Annotated in this window: 15 protein-coding genes; 9 read left to right on the plus strand and 6 right to left on the minus strand. The window is 69.9% G+C overall.

The features are described from left to right. Positions 1-60: 60 nt before the first annotated feature. Genes lspA through AB0H76_RS28335 form a run of 3 tightly spaced genes read left to right on the plus strand, consistent with a single transcriptional unit; the run spans position 61 to position 2,316 of the window. Positions 61-681 carry a signal peptidase II gene (gene lspA / locus AB0H76_RS28325; protein ID WP_357330012.1) on the plus strand — a complete coding sequence of 207 codons (621 nt, stop codon included), beginning with the start codon at positions 61-63 and terminating at the stop codon, positions 679-681. Next, positions 678-1,604, plus strand: coding sequence for an RluA family pseudouridine synthase (locus tag AB0H76_RS28330; protein WP_357330014.1), 927 nt, complete (start codon positions 678-680; stop codon positions 1,602-1,604). The genes lspA and AB0H76_RS28330 overlap by 4 nt, the downstream gene beginning before the upstream one ends. Beyond that, positions 1,597-2,316 (plus strand): hypothetical protein, encoded by a 720-nt coding sequence (locus tag AB0H76_RS28335; RefSeq protein WP_357330016.1) that lies wholly within the window; start codon positions 1,597-1,599, stop codon positions 2,314-2,316. Before AB0H76_RS28330 ends, AB0H76_RS28335 begins: the two co-directional genes overlap by 8 nt. 121 nt (positions 2,317-2,437) lie before the next feature. Here AB0H76_RS28335 and AB0H76_RS28340 read toward each other — a convergent pair whose 3' ends face one another. After that, complete coding sequence (locus AB0H76_RS28340; protein WP_357330018.1) at positions 2,438-4,489, minus strand: MMPL family transporter; 2,052 nt, start codon at positions 4,487-4,489, stop codon at positions 2,438-2,440. 139 nt (positions 4,490-4,628) lie between these two features. Here AB0H76_RS28340 and AB0H76_RS28345 point away from each other — a divergent pair, with 139 nt between their 5' ends. Together AB0H76_RS28345 and AB0H76_RS28350 are read left to right on the plus strand one after the other, a co-directional pair. Next, the gene (locus AB0H76_RS28345) at positions 4,629-5,882 is read left to right on the plus strand and encodes a histidine kinase (protein ID WP_357330020.1); all 1,254 of its coding nucleotides are present in this window, start codon (positions 4,629-4,631) and stop codon (positions 5,880-5,882) included. Then, a complete protein-coding gene (locus AB0H76_RS28350; RefSeq protein ID WP_357330022.1) occupies positions 5,879-6,535 on the plus strand; it encodes a response regulator transcription factor in 657 nt (218 codons plus the stop codon). Before AB0H76_RS28345 ends, AB0H76_RS28350 begins: the two co-directional genes overlap by 4 nt. Before the next feature lie 42 nt (positions 6,536-6,577). Here AB0H76_RS28350 and AB0H76_RS28355 read toward each other — a convergent pair whose 3' ends face one another. Further along, the gene (locus AB0H76_RS28355; protein ID WP_357330024.1) at positions 6,578-7,396 is read right to left on the minus strand and encodes a PhzF family phenazine biosynthesis protein; all 819 of its coding nucleotides are present in this window, start codon (positions 7,394-7,396) and stop codon (positions 6,578-6,580) included. A gap of 84 nt (positions 7,397-7,480) precedes the next feature. Then, a complete protein-coding gene (locus tag AB0H76_RS28360) occupies positions 7,481-9,907 on the minus strand; it encodes a cation-translocating P-type ATPase (RefSeq protein WP_357330026.1) in 2,427 nt (808 codons plus the stop codon). 106 nt (positions 9,908-10,013) lie between these two features. Here AB0H76_RS28360 and rarD point away from each other — a divergent pair, with 106 nt between their 5' ends. Beyond that, positions 10,014-10,916, plus strand: a complete 903-nt coding sequence (gene rarD, locus AB0H76_RS28365; RefSeq protein ID WP_357330028.1) for an EamA family transporter RarD — start codon at positions 10,014-10,016, stop codon at positions 10,914-10,916. On the opposite strand, the gene AB0H76_RS28370 is transcribed toward rarD, so the two are convergent. Then, positions 10,913-11,725: a TIGR02452 family protein gene (locus AB0H76_RS28370; RefSeq protein ID WP_357330030.1), complete on the minus strand. Its 813-nt coding sequence runs from the start codon at positions 11,723-11,725 to the stop codon at positions 10,913-10,915. The two genes, rarD and AB0H76_RS28370, sit on opposite strands and share 4 nt — an antisense overlap. 188 nt (positions 11,726-11,913) lie before the next feature. On the opposite strand from AB0H76_RS28370, the gene AB0H76_RS28375 reads away from it, so the two are divergent. Together AB0H76_RS28375 and AB0H76_RS28380 are read left to right on the plus strand one after the other, a co-directional pair. After that, complete coding sequence (locus tag AB0H76_RS28375) at positions 11,914-12,495, plus strand: CDP-alcohol phosphatidyltransferase family protein (RefSeq protein ID WP_357330032.1); 582 nt, start codon at positions 11,914-11,916, stop codon at positions 12,493-12,495. After that, on the plus strand, positions 12,492-13,664 hold the full coding sequence (locus AB0H76_RS28380; protein WP_357330034.1) for a VOC family protein: 1,173 nt from the start codon (positions 12,492-12,494) through the stop codon (positions 13,662-13,664). The genes AB0H76_RS28375 and AB0H76_RS28380 overlap by 4 nt, the downstream gene beginning before the upstream one ends. Positions 13,665-13,678: 14 nt before the next feature. Here the strand turns inward: AB0H76_RS28380 and AB0H76_RS28385 are convergent, their stop codons facing one another. Continuing rightward, on the minus strand, positions 13,679-14,365 hold the full coding sequence (locus AB0H76_RS28385) for a TetR/AcrR family transcriptional regulator (RefSeq protein WP_357330036.1): 687 nt from the start codon (positions 14,363-14,365) through the stop codon (positions 13,679-13,681). 95 nt (positions 14,366-14,460) lie between these two features. On the opposite strand from AB0H76_RS28385, the gene AB0H76_RS28390 reads away from it, so the two are divergent. Beyond that, entirely contained in the window at positions 14,461-15,636 is a 1,176-nt protein-coding gene (locus AB0H76_RS28390; protein ID WP_357330038.1) for a serine hydrolase, read from the plus strand. On the opposite strand, the gene AB0H76_RS28395 is transcribed toward AB0H76_RS28390, so the two are convergent. Continuing rightward, positions 15,637-17,196 carry a glycosyltransferase family 39 protein gene (locus AB0H76_RS28395; protein WP_357330040.1) on the minus strand — a complete coding sequence of 520 codons (1,560 nt, stop codon included), beginning with the start codon at positions 17,194-17,196 and terminating at the stop codon, positions 15,637-15,639. It abuts the gene before it with no gap. Between the last annotated feature and the right edge of the window lie 38 nt (positions 17,197-17,234).

A 17,234-nucleotide genomic window follows, 5' to 3' on the forward strand; every position in this document is an offset into this window, starting at 1 on the left:
ATAAGTGGCCGAACACGCCTGCGCGGAGGCCGCGGTGTATCGGGTATAGGGGACTGAGAGATGATGATCGTCGTGAGTGACGACCGGCCGCCCGAGGACAACCTGCCACCGAACGACGAGACGACGCTGCCCGTGCCCGAACCCGACCCCGCGCCGCGGCGGTTGCGCACCCTGCTACTGATCGCCGTCGTGCTGCTGGGGCTGGATCTGCTCACCAAGACCATCGCGGTCGCGAATTTGACCCCGGGTGACCCGTACTACCTGATCGGCGACTGGGCGCGGTTCTCGCTGGTCCGCAACCCGGGCGCGGCGTTCTCCATGGCCACGGGCATGACCTGGCTGCTGACGCTGGTCGCGGCCGGTGTGGTGATCGGCGTCATCCGGATCGGGCGCACGCTGCGCTCGCTGTGGTGGACCATCGGGCTGGGCATGGTGCTGGGCGGTGCGCTCGGCAATCTGACCGACCGCCTGTTCCGCGCGCCGGGCCCGCTGCAGGGCCACGTCGTCGACTTCGTCGCGATCGGCTGGTGGCCGGTGTTCAACGTGGCCGACTCGGCGATCGTGTGCGGTGCGATCCTGCTGGTCGTCTTGACAGTCTTCGGCTTCGAACCCGACGGGACCCGGCACGGCCACGAGGACCAGGAAGTGCCCGAGACCACGAGCGAGGAGAAGACCGTATGAGGGAGACCAGGTCTATGCCCGTGCCGGACGGGCTCGACGGAATGCGGGTGGACGCGGGCCTGTCCCGGCTGCTCGGGCTCTCGCGCACCGCGGTCGCCGCACTCACCTCGGACGGCTCGGTGCAACTCGACGGCGTGGCCGCGGGCAAGTCGGATCGCCTGGTCGGCGGCGCCTGGCTGGAGGTCGAGTTCCCGGAACCCAAGCGCGAGTTGGCCATCGAGGTCGCGCCGGTGGACGGGATGCGCATTCTCTACGCCGACGACGACATCGTGGCGGTGGACAAGCCGGTCGGCGTGGCCGCGCACACCGGTGTCGGCTGGAGCGGCCCGACCGTGGTGGGCGGGCTGGCCGCGGCCGGCTACCGGATCTCCACCTCGGGCGCGCATGAACGCCAGGGCATCGTGCACCGGCTCGACGTCGGCACCTCCGGGGTGATGCTCGTCGCGCAGTCCGAGCACGCGTACACGGTGCTGAAGCGGGCGTTCAAGGAACGGACCGTGGAGAAGCGGTATCACGCGCTGGTGCAAGGCCATCCGGATCCGTCCAGCGGCACCATCGACGCGCCGATCGGGCGGGCGCGGGGCAACGACTGGAAGTTCGCGGTCACCGCGGACGGGCGGCCCAGCGTCACGCACTACGACACGATCGAGGCGTTCCAGGCCGCGAGCCTGCTCGACGTCCACCTGGAAACCGGTCGCACGCACCAGATCCGGGTGCACTTCTCGGCGATCCGGCACCCCTGCTGCGGTGACCTCACCTACGGCGCGGATCCCCGCCTGGCCGACCGGCTCGGGCTGGAACGGCAGTGGCTGCACGCGAAGACGCTGGGCTTCCACCACCCGGCCGACGGCCGGTGGCTGGAGATCGAGTCCGAATACCCGGATGACCTGAAGAACGCGCTGGACGTCCTGCGCAATGCCTGAAAGACCCCGCACGGCAGACACTTCGGAGCCGCGGTCCGCGCTGCGCCGCGGGCTGCTGTCCGGGGTGGTCGCCGTCGGGGCCGCGGCGTTGATCGTCACGCTGGGCGCGCTGAATCCGCCGCGGCCGCTCGGTGTCGGCACCGATCGGCTGGGGCCGGAGCAGGGTGAGACGGTCGCCGATTACCTGGCGCGGGCTACGGCCTCGCTCGGCGGTGCCGATACCGCCGAGCATTGGGCGCTGGTGTCGTTCCGCCGGGAGCTCGCACCCGCCGAGATCCCGGCGCACAGTGCCGGATTACGCATCGGCCAAGTGCTGCACCGGGTTCCGCTGCCCCGGGTGCAGACGCCGCTCGTGACCGTCGGGGTGCCCGCGGGCGATGCGGTCGCCGTCGCCTCGGCCGGCAACGCGGCCTGGCAGTTGCAAGCTCAGCTCGATCACGACCGCGGGCTGGGCGTGGTCGACGACCGCACCCTGCGCGTCACCGAGATCTCCATCGCCCGCCTGCGCGCGGGCTGCGCGTGCACCGTCGGCCTGGTCGTCCGGGCCACCCTCCCCCAGTTGCGGAATCTGGTCCCCGCCACCGACATCCGCGCCGTCGAGGCGCTACCGGCCGACGCGGTCGACGGCCGCTTCGCCGTCACCCCGCTGCTCCCGGAAGCCGAGGGCGTCATCGGCCCGGTCCCCGACGACGGCCCGCTCCCCAGCCGGTAACCCACAAGATCACCCGGAACTGGTGGCGGTCGCTTCTCGCGCGATGCCGCCGACAGTTCCGGGTTCTCTTGGTTCTCACTCGATGCGATCGACGTGCCAGGGGATTTCGATACCGCCCTGCCTACAGCGGGAGCAGTTCGGGGTGGCGGGATGTGGCGGACGGGGTGGGTTCCGGCAGCCGGGAGGGCCACCAGACGCGGCCACCCGCGATCAGGGTGAGCGCGGGGACCAGGATGGAGCGGACGAGCAGAGTGTCCAGCAGGACGCCGAACGCGACCGCGAAGCCGACCTGGGCCAGGGACACCAGCGGCAGGGTGACCAGCACCGCGAAGGTGGCGGCCAGGACGATGCCCGCGGAGGTGATGACGCCGCCCGTGACCGCGAGGCTGCGCAGCATCCCGGCGCGGGTGCCGTGCTCGACGGCTTCCTCCCGGGCCCGGCTGACCAGGAAGATGTTGTAGTCGACGCCGAGCGCGACCAGGAACAGGAACGCCAGCAGGATCAAGCCGGAGTCCAGGCCTTGGAAGCCGAAGAGGTGCTCGAAGAGGAAAACGCTGGCGCCCAAGGCGGATCCGAAGGACAGCACCACGGTGAGCACCAGCCCGACCGGGGCGGCGATGGAGCGCAGCAGCAGGCCCAGCACGATCGTCACCACCAGCAGCACCAGCGGGATCACCACCCAGCGGTCACGATCCGAGGCCGCGGCAATGTCGAGATTCGAGGCGCTGGGGCCGCCGACGACCGTGCCGGGCGCGAGGCCGGGCAGTGCGATGCGGAGCCGTTCGATCGTGGCGTATTCGGCCGGGGAGTCCGCCGGATCCCTGGGTATGGCGGTGATCTCGGCGAATTCCGGCCCGGTCCGGCCCGCTTCGGCCGCGCCGACGCCCGGGTCGGCTTCGATGGCGCGCAGCACCGCGTCCCGGGAACCGTTGGGCGCCATGACGAGTAGTGGCGTACCGGCCCGGTCCGGGAAGTGCGCGGCGAGTGTCGCTGCCCCCGAGACGGATTCGGGTGTCTGGACGAACTGATTTGCCCGCGACAGCGACGCCGTGTTGCCGAGCAGGCCCAGGCTCAGCAGGCCCAGCACCGCGACCGAGGCGAGCGCCGATACCACCGGCCGGCGCGCGATCCTCGCGCCGATGCGATCCCAGAGCGTCGCCCGCGGCGCGATCTCGGTGCGCACGTGCGGGATTCGCGGCCAGAAGATCCAGCGTCCGCACACCACCAGCAGGGCCGGGAACAGCGTCACCAGGACCAGCAGCGTGCACACGATTCCGGCCGCACCGACCGGGCCCATTCCGGCGGCGTTGTTCATGTCCGCGGCCAGCAGGCAGAGCAGGCCCAGGCTGACCGTCGCCGCCGACGCGGCGATCGCGGGCACCGAGGTGCGCAGCGCCGCCCGCATCGCACCCGCTACCTCCTGGCGACGATGCAGCTCCTCGCGATAGCGGGCCACGATGAGCAGCGCGTAATCGGTGCCGACGCCGAACACCAGGATGGTCAGCACCGCCGCGCTCTGATCGTTGACGGTGACGTCGAACTGCTTCGCCAGCCCGTACACCGCCGCCATCGAGGCGATGTTCGCGCCCGCCACCGAGAGCAGCGGCACCAGCCACAGCAGGGGGCTGCGATAGGTGAGCAGCAGGATCACCGTCACCACGAGCGCGGTGACCAGCAGCAGGCGTTCGTCGATGCCTTCGAACGCGCCCTCGAAATCCGCCTGTAGCGCACCGGGTCCGGTGACCTCGGCGCGCAGACCCGCCGGGCGGTCGGCGACCAGCGCGCGCAATTCCTCGATGTATCCGGCGGTCTCGCCGTGCGAGGCGTCGACCAGCACCGGATACATCAGGGCCCGGCCGTCCGCGGCGGTCAGTGGTTGCGGTGGCCCGCCCTCGGCGCCGAACTTCGCGCGCAGTGTCGCGTAGTGGGCGGTGGCCGTGGCCCGGTCGGCGTCGGTCACCGGGGCGTCTCGCTCGTACACCACGAGAAAGACGTTCGAGGTGCCGCCGGGCAGCGTCGTCTCCAGTTCGGCGGCCCGGGTGGACTGCGCGGCGGCGGGCAGGTAGTCGGTTTCCCGGTCGGACTTCACATCGTCGAGGCTGCCGGCGAACGGCGTGAGCGCGGCGAGTACCGCGATCCACAATCCGATCAGCAGCCACGCCCTGGTCTTCATCCCCATCACTGTCTCCTTGTTCCGGACATGAGAGCAGCGTCGCGGGAATCCGGACCGGAAACGTCCGCCCGCGGAACGCTGTTGGGGATACTCCGCGCGGAGTACGCGCCGGGCACCGCGCTGCCGGACAATGGCTGGAATGGGGACCGAGCGAAGACGAGCGCGCCAGTGGTGGGGCGACGGCGTGCTGACGGTGCTGCTGCTGATCGCCGAACTGACTGCCGCCCAGCTGATCACGATCGTGCGCGAGTTGACGGTGTTCGGCGCGGTGCTGCTGGCGCTGGGCACGCTGCCGCTGATCGCCCGCACCTACGCCCCGGTGCCCGTGCTCATAGCCCACCTGGTGGTGGCGATTCCCTACCACGCCAGCGAGTTTCCGCACGAGGCGATCGTGCCGGCGACCATCGTCGCGCTCTATACCGTGGCCCGGTACGGCAATCGGCGCCGGACGACCGTCATGGTCGTCGCGGTGATCGCCTTCGGTTTGGCCGGGATCATCACCTCCGGCGAAGGGGACGAGAACGTCGCGCTCGAGGCTTTCGGCGCGATCGGATGGATCGTGCTGGCGTGCGTGGCCGGCGAAGCGGTCCGCCTGCACCGGGCCTACATCGCCGAGGTGCTCGACCGGGCCGAACGCGCCGAACGCACCCGCGACGAGGAGGCCCGTCGGCAGGTCGCCGAGGAGCGCCTGCGCATCGCCCGCGACCTGCACGATCTGCTGGCGCACACGATCACCGTCATCCAGGTGCAGGCCGGGGTGGCCGCGCATCTGCTCACCGAACGCCGCGCCGACCCGGCCACCGTGCTGGGCGCGCTGGACACCATCACCGGCGCCTGCGCCGACGCGCGCGCCGAACTCACGGCGACGGTGGGTGTACTGCGGGCGCCGCCGGGCGAATCCCGCGCCGCCCTGCCGAGCCTGGCCCAGGTGCCCGCGCTCGTCGCGCTCGCCGAATCCGCCGGTCTGCGCGTGCGTTTCGAGACCACCGGCGACGTCCACACCCTCGCGGCCACCGTCGAAATGGTGGGTTACCGGATCATCCAGGAGGCGCTCACCAATGTGTCCAAACACACCGCGGCCACCGAGGTGACCCTGCTCCTCGACTATCGGCCGGAGGCCCTGCTCATCACCGTCACCGACAACGGTCGCGGACTCGGCACGGGCACACCCGGATTCGGGGTCCGCGGGATGATCGAGCGGGCCGAGGCGATCGGCGGGTATGCGCACGCGCACGGCTCCGGTGCCGGATTCGTGGTCACCGCGGGTCTCCCCGCAAAGGGGCCCGGCGGCACGGCTCCTACCGGCGGCGACAACACCGCGGCGCGGCTGCGCGCCGATGTCACTCGGACAGCGGCGGTGCCGAGCGCCGCGGCCGCGGGTGATGCTCGGTGATCCGGGTGGTGCTGGCCGACGATCAGGCCCTGGTGCGCGGGGCGTTCGCCATGCTGGTCGAGTCCGCGGTGGACATGCAGGTGGTCGGCGAGGCCGGGACCGGCCGGGCGGCAGTCGAATTGGCGCGCAGTGAGCGGGCGGATGTCGTGGTGATGGATATCCGGATGCCCGATCTCGACGGGATCGCCGCGACCACGGCGATCGCCGCCGACGAGGATCTGGCGGGGGTGCGGGTGCTGGTGCTCACCACCTACGACACCGACGACAATGTGCTGGCCGCGCTGCGCGCGGGAGCCAGCGGGTTCCTCATCAAGGACACCAAGCCGGCCGCGCTGCTGGCAGCCATTCGCACCGTCGCCGCGGGTGAGGCACTGTTGTCGCCGCGTGCCACCGCGACCGTGATCGCCCGGGTCCGCGCGGTTCCCGATCCGGCACCGCGGCCGAACCTGGGTGCGCTCACCGAGCGCGAACTCGATGTCCTCGTGCTCGTCGCCAAAGGGCTGACCAACGCCGAGATCGCGGAAACCCTGGTGGTGAGCCCGCTTACGGTGAAGACGCACGTCAGCCGGATCCTGGCGAAGCTGCTGGCCCGCGACCGCGTGCAACTGGTCATCGCCGCCTACGAAGCAGGCCTGGTCACCCGCACGAGCTGAGCGGGATGCGGCGCACGGGACGCGCGCGCCGCATCCACCAGGTCAATCCGGAAGGGTGACCACCCCGTCGAGATACCGGCGGCAGCGACCGTAGAGGAACACGCGATCGCCGTGCAGCTCACCGCGCAACGAGCCACCGCGCTGGGAGAGCTGACGGGCGGTGAGGCTGTCACGGCCGAGTTCCCGGCACCACAGCGGGACGAGCTGGGCGTGGGCCGAGCCGGTCACCGGATCCTCGGGGACGCCGAGGGCCGGGCCGAAGACGCGCGAGACGATGTCGGAGCTGTCCCCGAGCGCGGTGATGACGGCGTCGAAGCGCAACGGCGGGAAAGCGGCGAAATCCGGTGTGGCGGCGCGGACCTCCGCTTCCGAGCCGAGCACCAGGATCTCGTCGAAGCCGGTGTAGGCGCGCACCGGGCGCACGCCGAGCGCGGCCACCAGCGCCGGATCCGGCTCCACCTCGGTGGATTGCAGGGCGGGCAGGTCCAGCACGTACTCGTCGTCGTCGGTGCGCTCGACGCGCAGCCAGCCGCTGCGGGTGTAGAAGTTCACCTCGTCCAGGCCGGGATACATGTCTTCCAGGATCTGGGCGGCGCTGGCCAGGGTGGCGTGGCCGCACAGGTTCACCTCCACGGTGGGGGTGAACCAGCGCAGGTGGAAGGCGGGCCCGTCGCCCGGCGGCGGCCCGGCCTCCGGGGGTAAGTGCGAGGTATAGAAAGCCGTGTCGGCCAGGTTGTTCTCCCGCGCCAAGTCGAGCAGCAACTTGTCAGGCAACCAACCCGGCAACGGCATGACAGCGGCCGGGTTGCCCGAGAACGGTGCGTCCGCGAACGCGTCGATCTGGTGCAGCAATACCTCCATAAGCGCTGAAGGTACTCCAACCCCCAATCACCCTTGCGCACAAGGCTTCTCGTGGGCGCGGCGGGACGAATGTCCAGTAGGCGATCAGGGCCCCGCCGGCGTCGGATGCGTTTGCCCGCCACGCAGTTTCGCGGTCACCCACCAGGCCAGCTCGACCAGAACGATACCGATCGCACCCAGGACGAAGGCGGCCGTGGTGAGCCGCACGTTCGACGGGTCGAGCTTGAAGAACTCGCGGGTGAACGGCATCGTGAACAGGAAGACGTAGGCCAGCACCGACGCGCCGATCAGCACCAGCTTCCACCACACGTAGGGCCGTGCCACCAGCGCCAGCACCCACACCGCGATCATGATCAGCGTGATCAGCGCCGTCGTACTCGCCTGCACCCGTTCGGTTTCGGACGCGTCCGGGCCCTCGTAGGCGATCAGGTAGGCGATGAAGGTGGCCACGCCGATCACCACGCCGGACGGGATCGCCAGCCGCATCACCCGTGCGACGAACCCGGTGCGGGCGCGCTCGTTGTTCGGGGCGAGCGAGAGGATGAAGGCCGGGATGCCGATGGTGAACCAGGCCGCGATCGTGACGTGCCGCGGCAGGAACGGATAGCCGAGCGGCTCGTAGCCGAAGATCTGCGAGCCGATACCGGCCACGCCGACCAGGAACGCCAGCAGCACCGAGTAGACGGTCTTGGTGAGGAACAGATTCGAGACGCGCTCGATATTGCCGATCACCCGCCGGCCCTCGCCGACGACATAGGGCAGAGTGGCGAACTTGTTGTCCAGCAACACGATCTGCGCCACCGCGCGGGTCGCCGGGCTGCCCGCGCCCATGGCCACGCCGATATCGGCGTCCTTGAGCGCCAGCACGTCGTTCACGCCGTCACCGGTCATCGCGACGGTGTGGCCGCGGGACTGCAACGCGCCCACCATGGCGCGCTTCTGGTCCGGGCGGACCCGGCCGAAGGTGGTGTGCTCGTCGAGGGCGTCCGCCAGCTCCTTCTGGCCCTCCGGCAACTTTCGAGCGTCGATGGCGTCGGCGCCGCCGGGCAGATCCAGCGACGCGGCCACCGCACCCACCGAAACGGCGTTGTCGCCGGAGATCACCTTCACCGAGACGTTCTGGTCGGCGAAGTATTCCAAGGTTTCGCGAGCGTCGGGCCGGACCTTCTGCTCCAGCACCACCAGCGCGGCGGGCCGGACCGTGCCCGGCGCGTCCGGGGCGTCGACCGGGCGGTCGCTGCGGCCGAGCAGCAGGATGCGCAGGCCGGAGGAACCGAGTTCCTCGGCTTGGCGAGCATCGTCGGAGCCGGAATCGAGCAGCACGTCCGGCGCGCCGAGCAGCCAGTCGCCGTGCTCGCCATAGGACTGGCCGCTCCACTTCTTCGCCGAGGAGAACGGCGCGTTGGCGGTCTGCTGCCAGCCCGGCCCGTCCGGCAGCGCTTCGCCGATCGCCTGCACACTGGCGTTCGGGCGCGGGTCGTTGGCGGCGATCGCGGCCAGCGCCTTGCGCACCTCGTCCTCGTCGATCGCGCCGTCGCCGTTGGTATCGAGCATCTTGATGTCGGACAGGCGCATGCCGTTCTCGGTGAGCGTGCCGGTCTTGTCCGCGCACACCACATCCACGCGGGCCAGACCCTCGATCGCGGGCAACTCCTGCACCAGGCACTGGCGCCGGCCCAGGCGCACCACGCCGACGGCGAAGGCGATGGAGGTCATCAGCACCAGGCCCTCGGGCACCATCGGCACCAGCGCCGCCACCATGCCGGTGACCGCGGGCCGCCAGGACTCACCGCTGGAGAACAACTGGTTGTAGATGATCAGCAGACCGGCCGGGATCAGCAGGTAGGTGATGAACTTCAGGATCTTGTCGATACCGCTGCGCAGCTCGGAGTGCACCAGGGTGAACTTGCTCGCCTCGTCGGCCAGCTTGGCCGCGTAGGCGTCCTTGCCGACCTTGGTGGCGCGGTAGGCGCCGCTGCCCGAGACCACGTAGCTGCCGGACATGACGGTCGCGCCCTGCGCCTTGTCGACCGGGTCGGCCTCGCCGGTGAGCAGCGACTCGTCGACCTCGAGCTGGGCGGATTCCACGACCTCGCCGTCGACCACGATCTGATCGCCGGGGCCGAGTTCGATCAGGTCGTCGAGTACCACCTCGCGCGGCGGGATCTCGGTGGCCTTGCCGTCGCGGCGCACCGTCGGCTTGGCCTGGCTGACGATCGCGAGCTGGTCCAGGGTGCGTTTGGCGCGCACCTCCTGGATGATGCCGACCGCGCTGTTGGCCACGATGAGCAGGCCGAACATGCCGTCGATCAGGGACCCGGTGGCCAGCACCAGCACGAAGAGCACGCTGAGGATGGCGTTGATCCGGGTGAAGACGTTCGCGCGCACAATGTCGCGCACCGAGCGGCTGGCCCGGTCCGGAACATCGTTGGTGCGCCCGTCGCGGCGGCGGTCTTCCACCTCCGCCGCGGTGAGTCCGGTGGCATCGGTTGCCTGCGCGGTGATCGACATGCCCGCCAGCCTAAGGCGTGTCGTGATTCGACCGGCTTCATGCCGCGCGGAGCGAGTCGACGGATTATGGGATGACCACGCGTCGGCGGCGCAGTAGCGTGATCTGGTGCGGCGAATCGGATCGGCTCCAGGGGTGGCGTTCGGGGCCGGCGCGTATCTGATCTGGGGCTTGTTCCCGGCGTTCTTCGGCCTGCTCGCCTTCGCCGACCCGGTCGAGGTGGTGGCGCAGCGCATCGTGTGGACGCTGGTCGTGGTGCTGCTGGTGCTGGCCGTGGCCGGGCGGTTGCGCGGGCTGGCCGCTATCGACGCCAAGACCTGGCGGCTCGCGGCCGTCGCGTCGTTCGCGCTGTCACTGAACTGGGGTGTGTACGTCTACGGCGTGCTGAGCGGGCACGTGGTCGAGTGCGCGCTCGGGTATTTCATCAACCCGCTGGTGACGGTGGCGTTCGGCGTCGTGCTCTTCCGGGAGCGCCTGACCCGGGCGCAGTGGTCGGCCCTGGCCCTCGGCGCGCTCGCCGTGGTGGTGCTCACCGTCGACTACGGCCGCCCGCCCTACATCGCGCTGATCCTGGCCTGTTCCTTCGCCACCTACGGGCTGGTGAAGAAGGTCATCCGCTTGGACGCGCTGCACGGCATCGCCGCCGAGGGCATCGTGGCGGCGCCCTTCGCCGTGGCCTTCATCGCCTACCTGACGCTGTCCGGGCGCACCGAATTCGTCTCCAGCCCCGCCCATACCGGCCTGCTGCTGGCCACCGGCCCGGTCACCCTGGTGCCGCTGCTGCTGTTCGCCATCGCCGCGCAGCGGGTCCCGCTCTCCACCATGGGCCTGCTCCAATACCTCACGCCGGCACTGCAAATGGCCTGGGGTGTCGCGGTCATGCACGAACCGATGCCCGCGTCCCGCTGGGCCGGGTTCGCCCTCATCTGGGCCGCCCTCGCGATCTTCACCACCGACGCGTTGCGCCGGGCCCGCAACACCCGCCGCGCCGTGGGCGCGGAGACGCCCTAGCCCCCGAAACAGGCTTCGAACGCGGTGCGATTCGCCGTCACCGGCTCGCGGCCCCACACCGCGAACACCACGCGCTCGAACGCGGCCCCGTGCACCCGCAGGGCGGCGTCGAAAGCCGCCGCCACCTCCGCCGGATCGTTGCGGAAGACACCGCACCCCCACGCGCCCAGCACCAGCTCCCGCACGCCGTGCCGGGCCGCGACCGCCAGCACCCGGGCGGCGCGCTCGTGCAACTCGGTGCGCACCGGCACCGGGCGCCCCGACTGTTTGCGCAGCTCACCCGCGTTGGGTGCGGGCGAGGTCAGGAACGCCACCGGATACGGGTCGGCGATCAGCGCGCCGTCCTCGTCGCGGATCACCGGCACGGCGGGCGAGAAGATCACCCGGTGGCTGTAGCGCAGATCCTTCGAACCCCGATGCGCCGCATAATAATCCGGCGCCTCCAGCAGACACCGATACAGCAGTGCGCTGCGGCACAGATCTTCTTCCTGCGCCCGCGCGCCCCGCAGATATCCGCCGCCGGGATTCCGTGCGGACGCGAAATTCAGCACCCCGACCGAACTTCCCCCGTCCCGATACAACCGCCGCGCCGCCTGCACACTCCCCTCCCCCGTAACCTCGACCGCTCCCCGGAACGCCCCCTGTTCACCCCCACTGACGTCAGCCTCGGGCGCATAGGACACCGTCCCCACCCGCGCCGCCGCCAGCAACACCCCGATCTCGACCTCGACGCCCCGCGCCGTCCGATACCCCCCACGATCAGCGATCTGCTCGTTCTCCGTGGCGATTTCTCTTGGACTACTGCTCATTTCGATGACGCTACGGGGCCCGCCGACAGATTTCACTCCATTTTTGGTCCCTGCAACCAAATCGCCGTTCCCGGCACTACTGACGGCTTCCGATCTCGGCTAAAACGGCGGTGCGGCCGAGCCTCGTCATTACGCTGCGACTGCATGCCACGACCAGAGTTTCGGGGCGCAACAGGGCGGAGAATCCGATGACCTCACCTACTGCCACCACCACGGTCCGGACCATTGCGGGGCAACAGCATCGGGCCGATCTGCCGATGCTGCTCACCTGGGCGCGGATTCCGCTGGCGATCGGGGTCGCGGGGTGTGTGCTGGTGGATCAGCGGCTGCTCGGGGCCGCGTCTCTCACGCTGTTCGTGCTGGTCGATCTGCTCGACGGCAGCGCGGCCCGTCGTTCGGCGCACGGCGACGACGCGCAACGCCGGGGCTTGGACAGCCTCATCGACCGCACCACCGTGGTGGTGGTGTTCCTGGCGGCCGCGATCCATTCGGCCTGGTTCCTCGTCCCGGCGCTACTGGTCGGCGCGTGCAGTCTGGCAGCACTACCGGTGGCGCTAGGTTCCTACCGGCGCAGCGATATCGTCTTGAAAGCTCCGGTCCTGCATCGGATCTGGTCGCTGAGCCTGTTCGCCTCGGGACTGCTGTGGTTCGCCGGCGCGAGCGTGGCGGCGACGCTGACCGCGATCGCCGGTAGCGCACTGTGCGTTGCCTGCACGGTTCACCTGATCGAGGAGCATCTGAGGATCGCCAGGAGCGCCGGCAGCACATGAGCACGCATACCAAAACCGGTCGGCCCCGCAGGGATCTGGATCCGCGCAGCACGGCACACTTCATCGCGTTCTCGGATATTTTCGTCGTCGCGGTCGTGGCGTGGTCACTGTATGGCGTGAGCACCAGCGTCGGGTACTGGGAGTTCCCGCTCTGCGTGGTCTCCGCCGGGGCCGCACTGCTGGTGCTACGCATGGTGTTGCTGTACGCGATCACGGGCGGCTGGCTGATCTTCTTGGGCAAGACCGGCATCCTGGTCTGCGAGTTCGGCTTCTGGGTCGCGCGTCTTATCAACAACCGGCTGCCGGAATGGGAAGGGTCGGAACGACTCTCGAAATGGGCGGTGAACGAACGCGGCGCGAAGCGACTGCGTGAGCCGCGCACCCGAACGGTGAGTGTGTTCTGGTACACCCTGCTCGGCCTCGGCATCGGGGCACAGACGTTCATCGTGGCCGGATCCAACGGGATTCCAGGCTCACCGTTCACCGGGATTCTCATCGCGACCTTCGTCTTCGGCCAGTTCCGGGCTCCGACCCGGTGGGGCATCGTCATTCTCGCCGGGATCGGTCTCGCGGCCTGCGGGGCCGCCCGGCTGATCTTCTGGCTGTTGCACGCACGTTATGCCGAGCAGTTCGGCGAGATTCACTACGTCGACGCAGATGTCCTCATCCCACTGGCGTTCATCGCCTTCATGAGCACCGGGGTCAACCTGCTGACCTTCGAACCCGAACCCCGGCCGCCCTTGCTGGACCGCGTAGGTCTCGTGGTCGAAGACTTACCGGCCGCGATCGAATTCTTTCTCGAGCTCGGGCTGAAGCCGGACAACCCGACGCCGGTGCGCGGCGATTGGGCGGACCGAGTCCTCGGGCTCACCGACCTCCAGGTCACCGGCACGACCATGCGAACCCCGGACGGCCACGGCAAACTCGAACTGACACAGTTCATCGCACCGCCGGCGGTCGCGAGCCAACCGGGCCGCGCGCCGGTGCACACGCTGGGCCTCCGGTCTGTCACCTTCGCCGTGCACAACCTCGAGGAGGTCCTCGAGCGCCTGCGCGCCAAAGGCGCAGACCCCGTCGGCGAGATCGGCCAGTTCGAACAGAGCTACCGCCTCTGCTACATCCGCGGTCCCGAGGGCATCCTCGTCGCCCTGACCGAAAAACTCGGCTGACGGTCGAACGACCCTCAAACCCGTTGGGCGCGAAGTTCTATGGCGTCCAGGAACAACCCGAGTGCGATCTCGAACTGGTCCTCCTTGTCGACCTCCGCGAGGTGGGGGGCGACGGCGGCGATGTTGGGGTATTGGTCCGGGGGGAGGGCCAGGTATTCGCGGCCCCAGGCTTCGCGGTCACCGGCGAGAGCTTCGGGGGGCAGGGTGAGCAGAGTGGCTTCCATCGCCGAGTAGGACAGCGCCACCTCGACCAGGGCGCGGTAACAGGAGGCGGCTTCACGCCCGCGCAGGCCGGCGCGTAGCAGGGCGCCGATGACGATCTCTGCGCCGACGAATTCGGATTCGCGGCGCCCGGTGCGGCCGGAGACGGCGAGGGCGACGTGGGGGTGGGCACGGCAGGCCAGGCGGATGCGCTGGGCGAGTTCGGTGAGGGTGGCACGCCAGTCGTCGCTGACCGTGATGCCGGACAGCGCCTCGGCCATCAGGCGATCCGCCAGGGCCAGCATCAGTTCGTCTTTGTTCCGGAAGTGCCGCAGCACCGCGGTGTGGTCGGCGCCGAGTTCGGTGCCCAGGCGCCGGAAGGTGAGCGCCTCGGAGCCGTCACGCTCGATGATCCCCATCGCCACCTCGACGATGCGATCGGGAGTCAGATGCCCGCGCGCGCGGCGCTTTCTAGCAGGGGCGGGCGTGGAGTCCGGCACCGCGCAAGCATACCGGCAGCAATAGTCACCACTGTTGACACCACTGGTGATCGATGATTGCATTCCGGCAGCTCACGCGGAACGGAGATCGAAAGATGAAGCGCACCTTGATCGTCGCGGTATCGGCGGCGGTACTGTCCGGGCTGGGCATTGTTCCGGCGCATGCGCAGCCGGGCGCACTGCCCCTGCCGCTACTACCCCATATCCCCTTCTATCGGACCGACCCGCTGGCGGCGTCGGACCGACCCGAACCGCTGATCACGGGAGAACTCCGGGAACTCGACGCGACCTATGTCCATCAGGGGCAGACCCGGACCGTCCGCGACTTCCTGCGGCGGTCCTCGACGCGCGGCTTCCTGGTCCTGCGGGACAACCAGATCCTGGACGAGCGCTACTTCGCCGGCTACTCCGCGACCAGCCTGTTCAACTCGTGGTCGGTCGGCAAGTCGATCACCTCCGCCGCGGTCGGCGTGGCGGTGGCCGAGGGCCGCATCGCCTCGATCGATGATCCGGTGACCACGTACGTGCCCGAGCTGGCGCGCAGCGGCTACGCCGGCGTCAGCATCCGCGACGTCCTGCACATGGCTTCGGGCACGGTTTACGACGAAACCGATTACGCCGACCCGACCAAGGGCTCCACCGCCACCACCCTCCGCATGGTCGCCGGCACCTCGCTCCCGGATCAGGCGCGGGCCATCCAGCGCGAACGGCCCGCGGGCACGGCCTGGAACTACGACTCCATGGACACCTTCGTGCTGGGCTGGGTAGTCACGAAGGCGACCGGCCTGCCGCTGGCGGACTATGTGCGGGAACGGATCTGGCGACCGGCGGGCATGCAGTCCGCGGGCCTGCTCGGCAAGGACTACCAGGGCAACGCGATCAGCTACTGCTGCTATCACGCCACCGTCCGCGACTTCGCCCGCTTCGGCCTGCTGTACCTGCGCCACGGCGAGGCCGGGGGCCGGCAGGTCGTGCCCCGGGTGTGGGTCCAGGATTCCACCCACACGGTCGAGCCCTACCTGCGCCCCGGCGGCCTGCGCCCGGACAAGCCCGAAGCGGCGGAGAACGCCTACGGCTACGGCTATCAGTGGTGGCTCGGCGACGGTGACCGCGGCGACTACACCGCGGTCGGCATCCTCGGCCAATTCATCTACGTCGCACCACGATCCGGCATCGTGATCGTCAAGACCAGCGAGGATCTGAACTCCGAGGAGCACATGGGCGAGGCGCTGCACGCCTTTCGCGCCCTCGCCGACGCGGCGGCGAAGTGATCAGTTGCCGTGTTCGATGCGCAGCGACATCAGCTCCGGCCAGGTCTGTGACCAGGGGTGAATCGGGTTGGTGCAGTACCAGATCCGGATGCCGTAGTTGACGCCCTGGAAGCCGGTGGGGTCGTCCAGGCGGGCGAGTGGGGTGGCGGTGGTGAAGTGGGTGGCCAGGGTTGGGGCGAGGCTGTCGCCGCCGAGGTAGAGGATTCGGGTGGCGGTGTCGGGGGGTGGGCCGAAGTAGCCGTAGCCGCGGCTGGGGCTGTAGATCGGGGGGAGGTCGGTGCGGGCGAGCACGTCCAGCGCGCTGGCCTGCCAGTAGTTCTGGGTCATGATGACGGTCGCGGCGCGGTCGGCCGCGGGCAGCGCGGCCAGTGCGTCCTCGACGGTTTCGACGAGTTGCGGCCAGCCGTGCAGCCCGAAGAACTGGGCCCGAACCGCCATGTCGCCGTTGCGGATCACCGGAGTGCGCAACCAGGACTGCGGCAGCGGGAGCAGGCACACGGCCGCCACGACCACCGCCACGCCGATCGCGAGATAGGCCGACAGCAGTCGTTTGACCCAGCCGCGGAACTCGTCGCCGGCGAGCTGCGCCGCGGCCGCCGCGTAGAAGATCGCGAAGCCGTCGCCCAGGTAGTACGGGCGGATGCCGACGACCAGCACGCCGATCAGCGGCACGACGCCCAGCGGCAGCAGGAAGCGATAGGTCCGCAGCCGCTCGGACCGGGCCACCGCCCAGATGCCGATCAGCAGCAGGATGCCGCCGGGTCCGGTGGTCAGGATCAGCTCCCGGACGAACGAGGCGAGCTGGCCGCCGACGGCCATACTGGTCTGCTCCGAACGGATCTCGGCGGGCATCGCGAGCTGCGGCCACCCGTGCTCGGACTGCCACAGCAGCGCCGGAATCGTCGCGAGCACCAGGATCGCCGACCCGGCCCACAGGGCCGGTCGCCGCAACGCCGCGCGCGGCCCCCACAGCAACACGCCGAGCCCCAGCAGCGCCCAGACCACGGGCACCATCCATTTGACCTGGAAGTCCACCGCCGCGACCACACCCGCCGCGAGCAGCAGCAGGTCCCGGCGCGTGCGCACCCACCGGATCAGCAGCCAGCCGAGCAGCGAGACCAGGGCCGCGTCATAGGCGAAGGTGCTCAGCGCCGCCGACTGCTGCACCGCGAACGGCGTGCAGACGTAGGCGAGCGCGGCGATCAGCTGGGCCGCGCGCCCGCCGCCCAGCTCGCGGGCGATGAGCGCGGCCAGCAGCACCGTCGCCAGGGTCAGCGCCACCACCGGAAGGCGAAGCAGCACAGCCGAACCGGGGGCCACCAGATCCGACAGCGCGGCCTGCGCCGGAACCAGCGGTCCCTGATCGGCGAACCCCCAGGACGGCCGCCGCCCGACCGGGACGAGATAGAGCTCGTCGCCCCAGAACGGGTAGCGGCCCAGCCGCACGGTCAGCAGCACCGCGAGCAGACCGATGAGAACCGCTAGTTCGCGCCACGCCAGCGGCGCGAGTTCGGCGGGTGGCGATGCCGCGGTCCGGGCATCCTGGGTGGCGGCGCGCATGGCGTCCTCCATGGCAACGGTTCGAACGTGACGACCGG

Origin of the sequence: Nocardia sp. NPDC050712 (genome assembly GCF_040654295.1) — a bacterium.
GTDB lineage: Bacteria > Actinomycetota > Actinomycetes > Mycobacteriales > Mycobacteriaceae > Nocardia.

Coding starts and splice junctions, on each gene's coding strand:
- AB0H76_RS28340 (WP_357330018.1), bottom strand. CDS start 4,489: ATGAAGACCAGGGCGTGGCTGCTGATCGGATTGTGGATCGCGGTACTC.
- AB0H76_RS28370 (WP_357330030.1), bottom strand. CDS start 11,725: ATGAGCAGTAGTCCAAGAGAAATCGCCACGGAGAACGAGCAGATCGCT.
- AB0H76_RS28375 (WP_357330032.1), top strand. CDS start 11,914: ATGACCTCACCTACTGCCACCACCACGGTCCGGACCATTGCGGGGCAA.
- AB0H76_RS28395 (WP_357330040.1), bottom strand. CDS start 17,196: ATGCGCGCCGCCACCCAGGATGCCCGGACCGCGGCATCGCCACCCGCC.
- AB0H76_RS28355 (WP_357330024.1), bottom strand. CDS start 7,396: ATGGAGGTATTGCTGCACCAGATCGACGCGTTCGCGGACGCACCGTTC.
- AB0H76_RS28380 (WP_357330034.1), top strand. CDS start 12,492: ATGAGCACGCATACCAAAACCGGTCGGCCCCGCAGGGATCTGGATCCG.
- AB0H76_RS28330 (WP_357330014.1), top strand. CDS start 678: ATGAGGGAGACCAGGTCTATGCCCGTGCCGGACGGGCTCGACGGAATG.
- AB0H76_RS28345 (WP_357330020.1), top strand. CDS start 4,629: ATGGGGACCGAGCGAAGACGAGCGCGCCAGTGGTGGGGCGACGGCGTG.
- AB0H76_RS28360 (WP_357330026.1), bottom strand. CDS start 9,907: ATGTCGATCACCGCGCAGGCAACCGATGCCACCGGACTCACCGCGGCG.
- lspA (WP_357330012.1), top strand. CDS start 61: ATGATGATCGTCGTGAGTGACGACCGGCCGCCCGAGGACAACCTGCCA.
- AB0H76_RS28335 (WP_357330016.1), top strand. CDS start 1,597: ATGCCTGAAAGACCCCGCACGGCAGACACTTCGGAGCCGCGGTCCGCG.
- AB0H76_RS28390 (WP_357330038.1), top strand. CDS start 14,461: ATGAAGCGCACCTTGATCGTCGCGGTATCGGCGGCGGTACTGTCCGGG.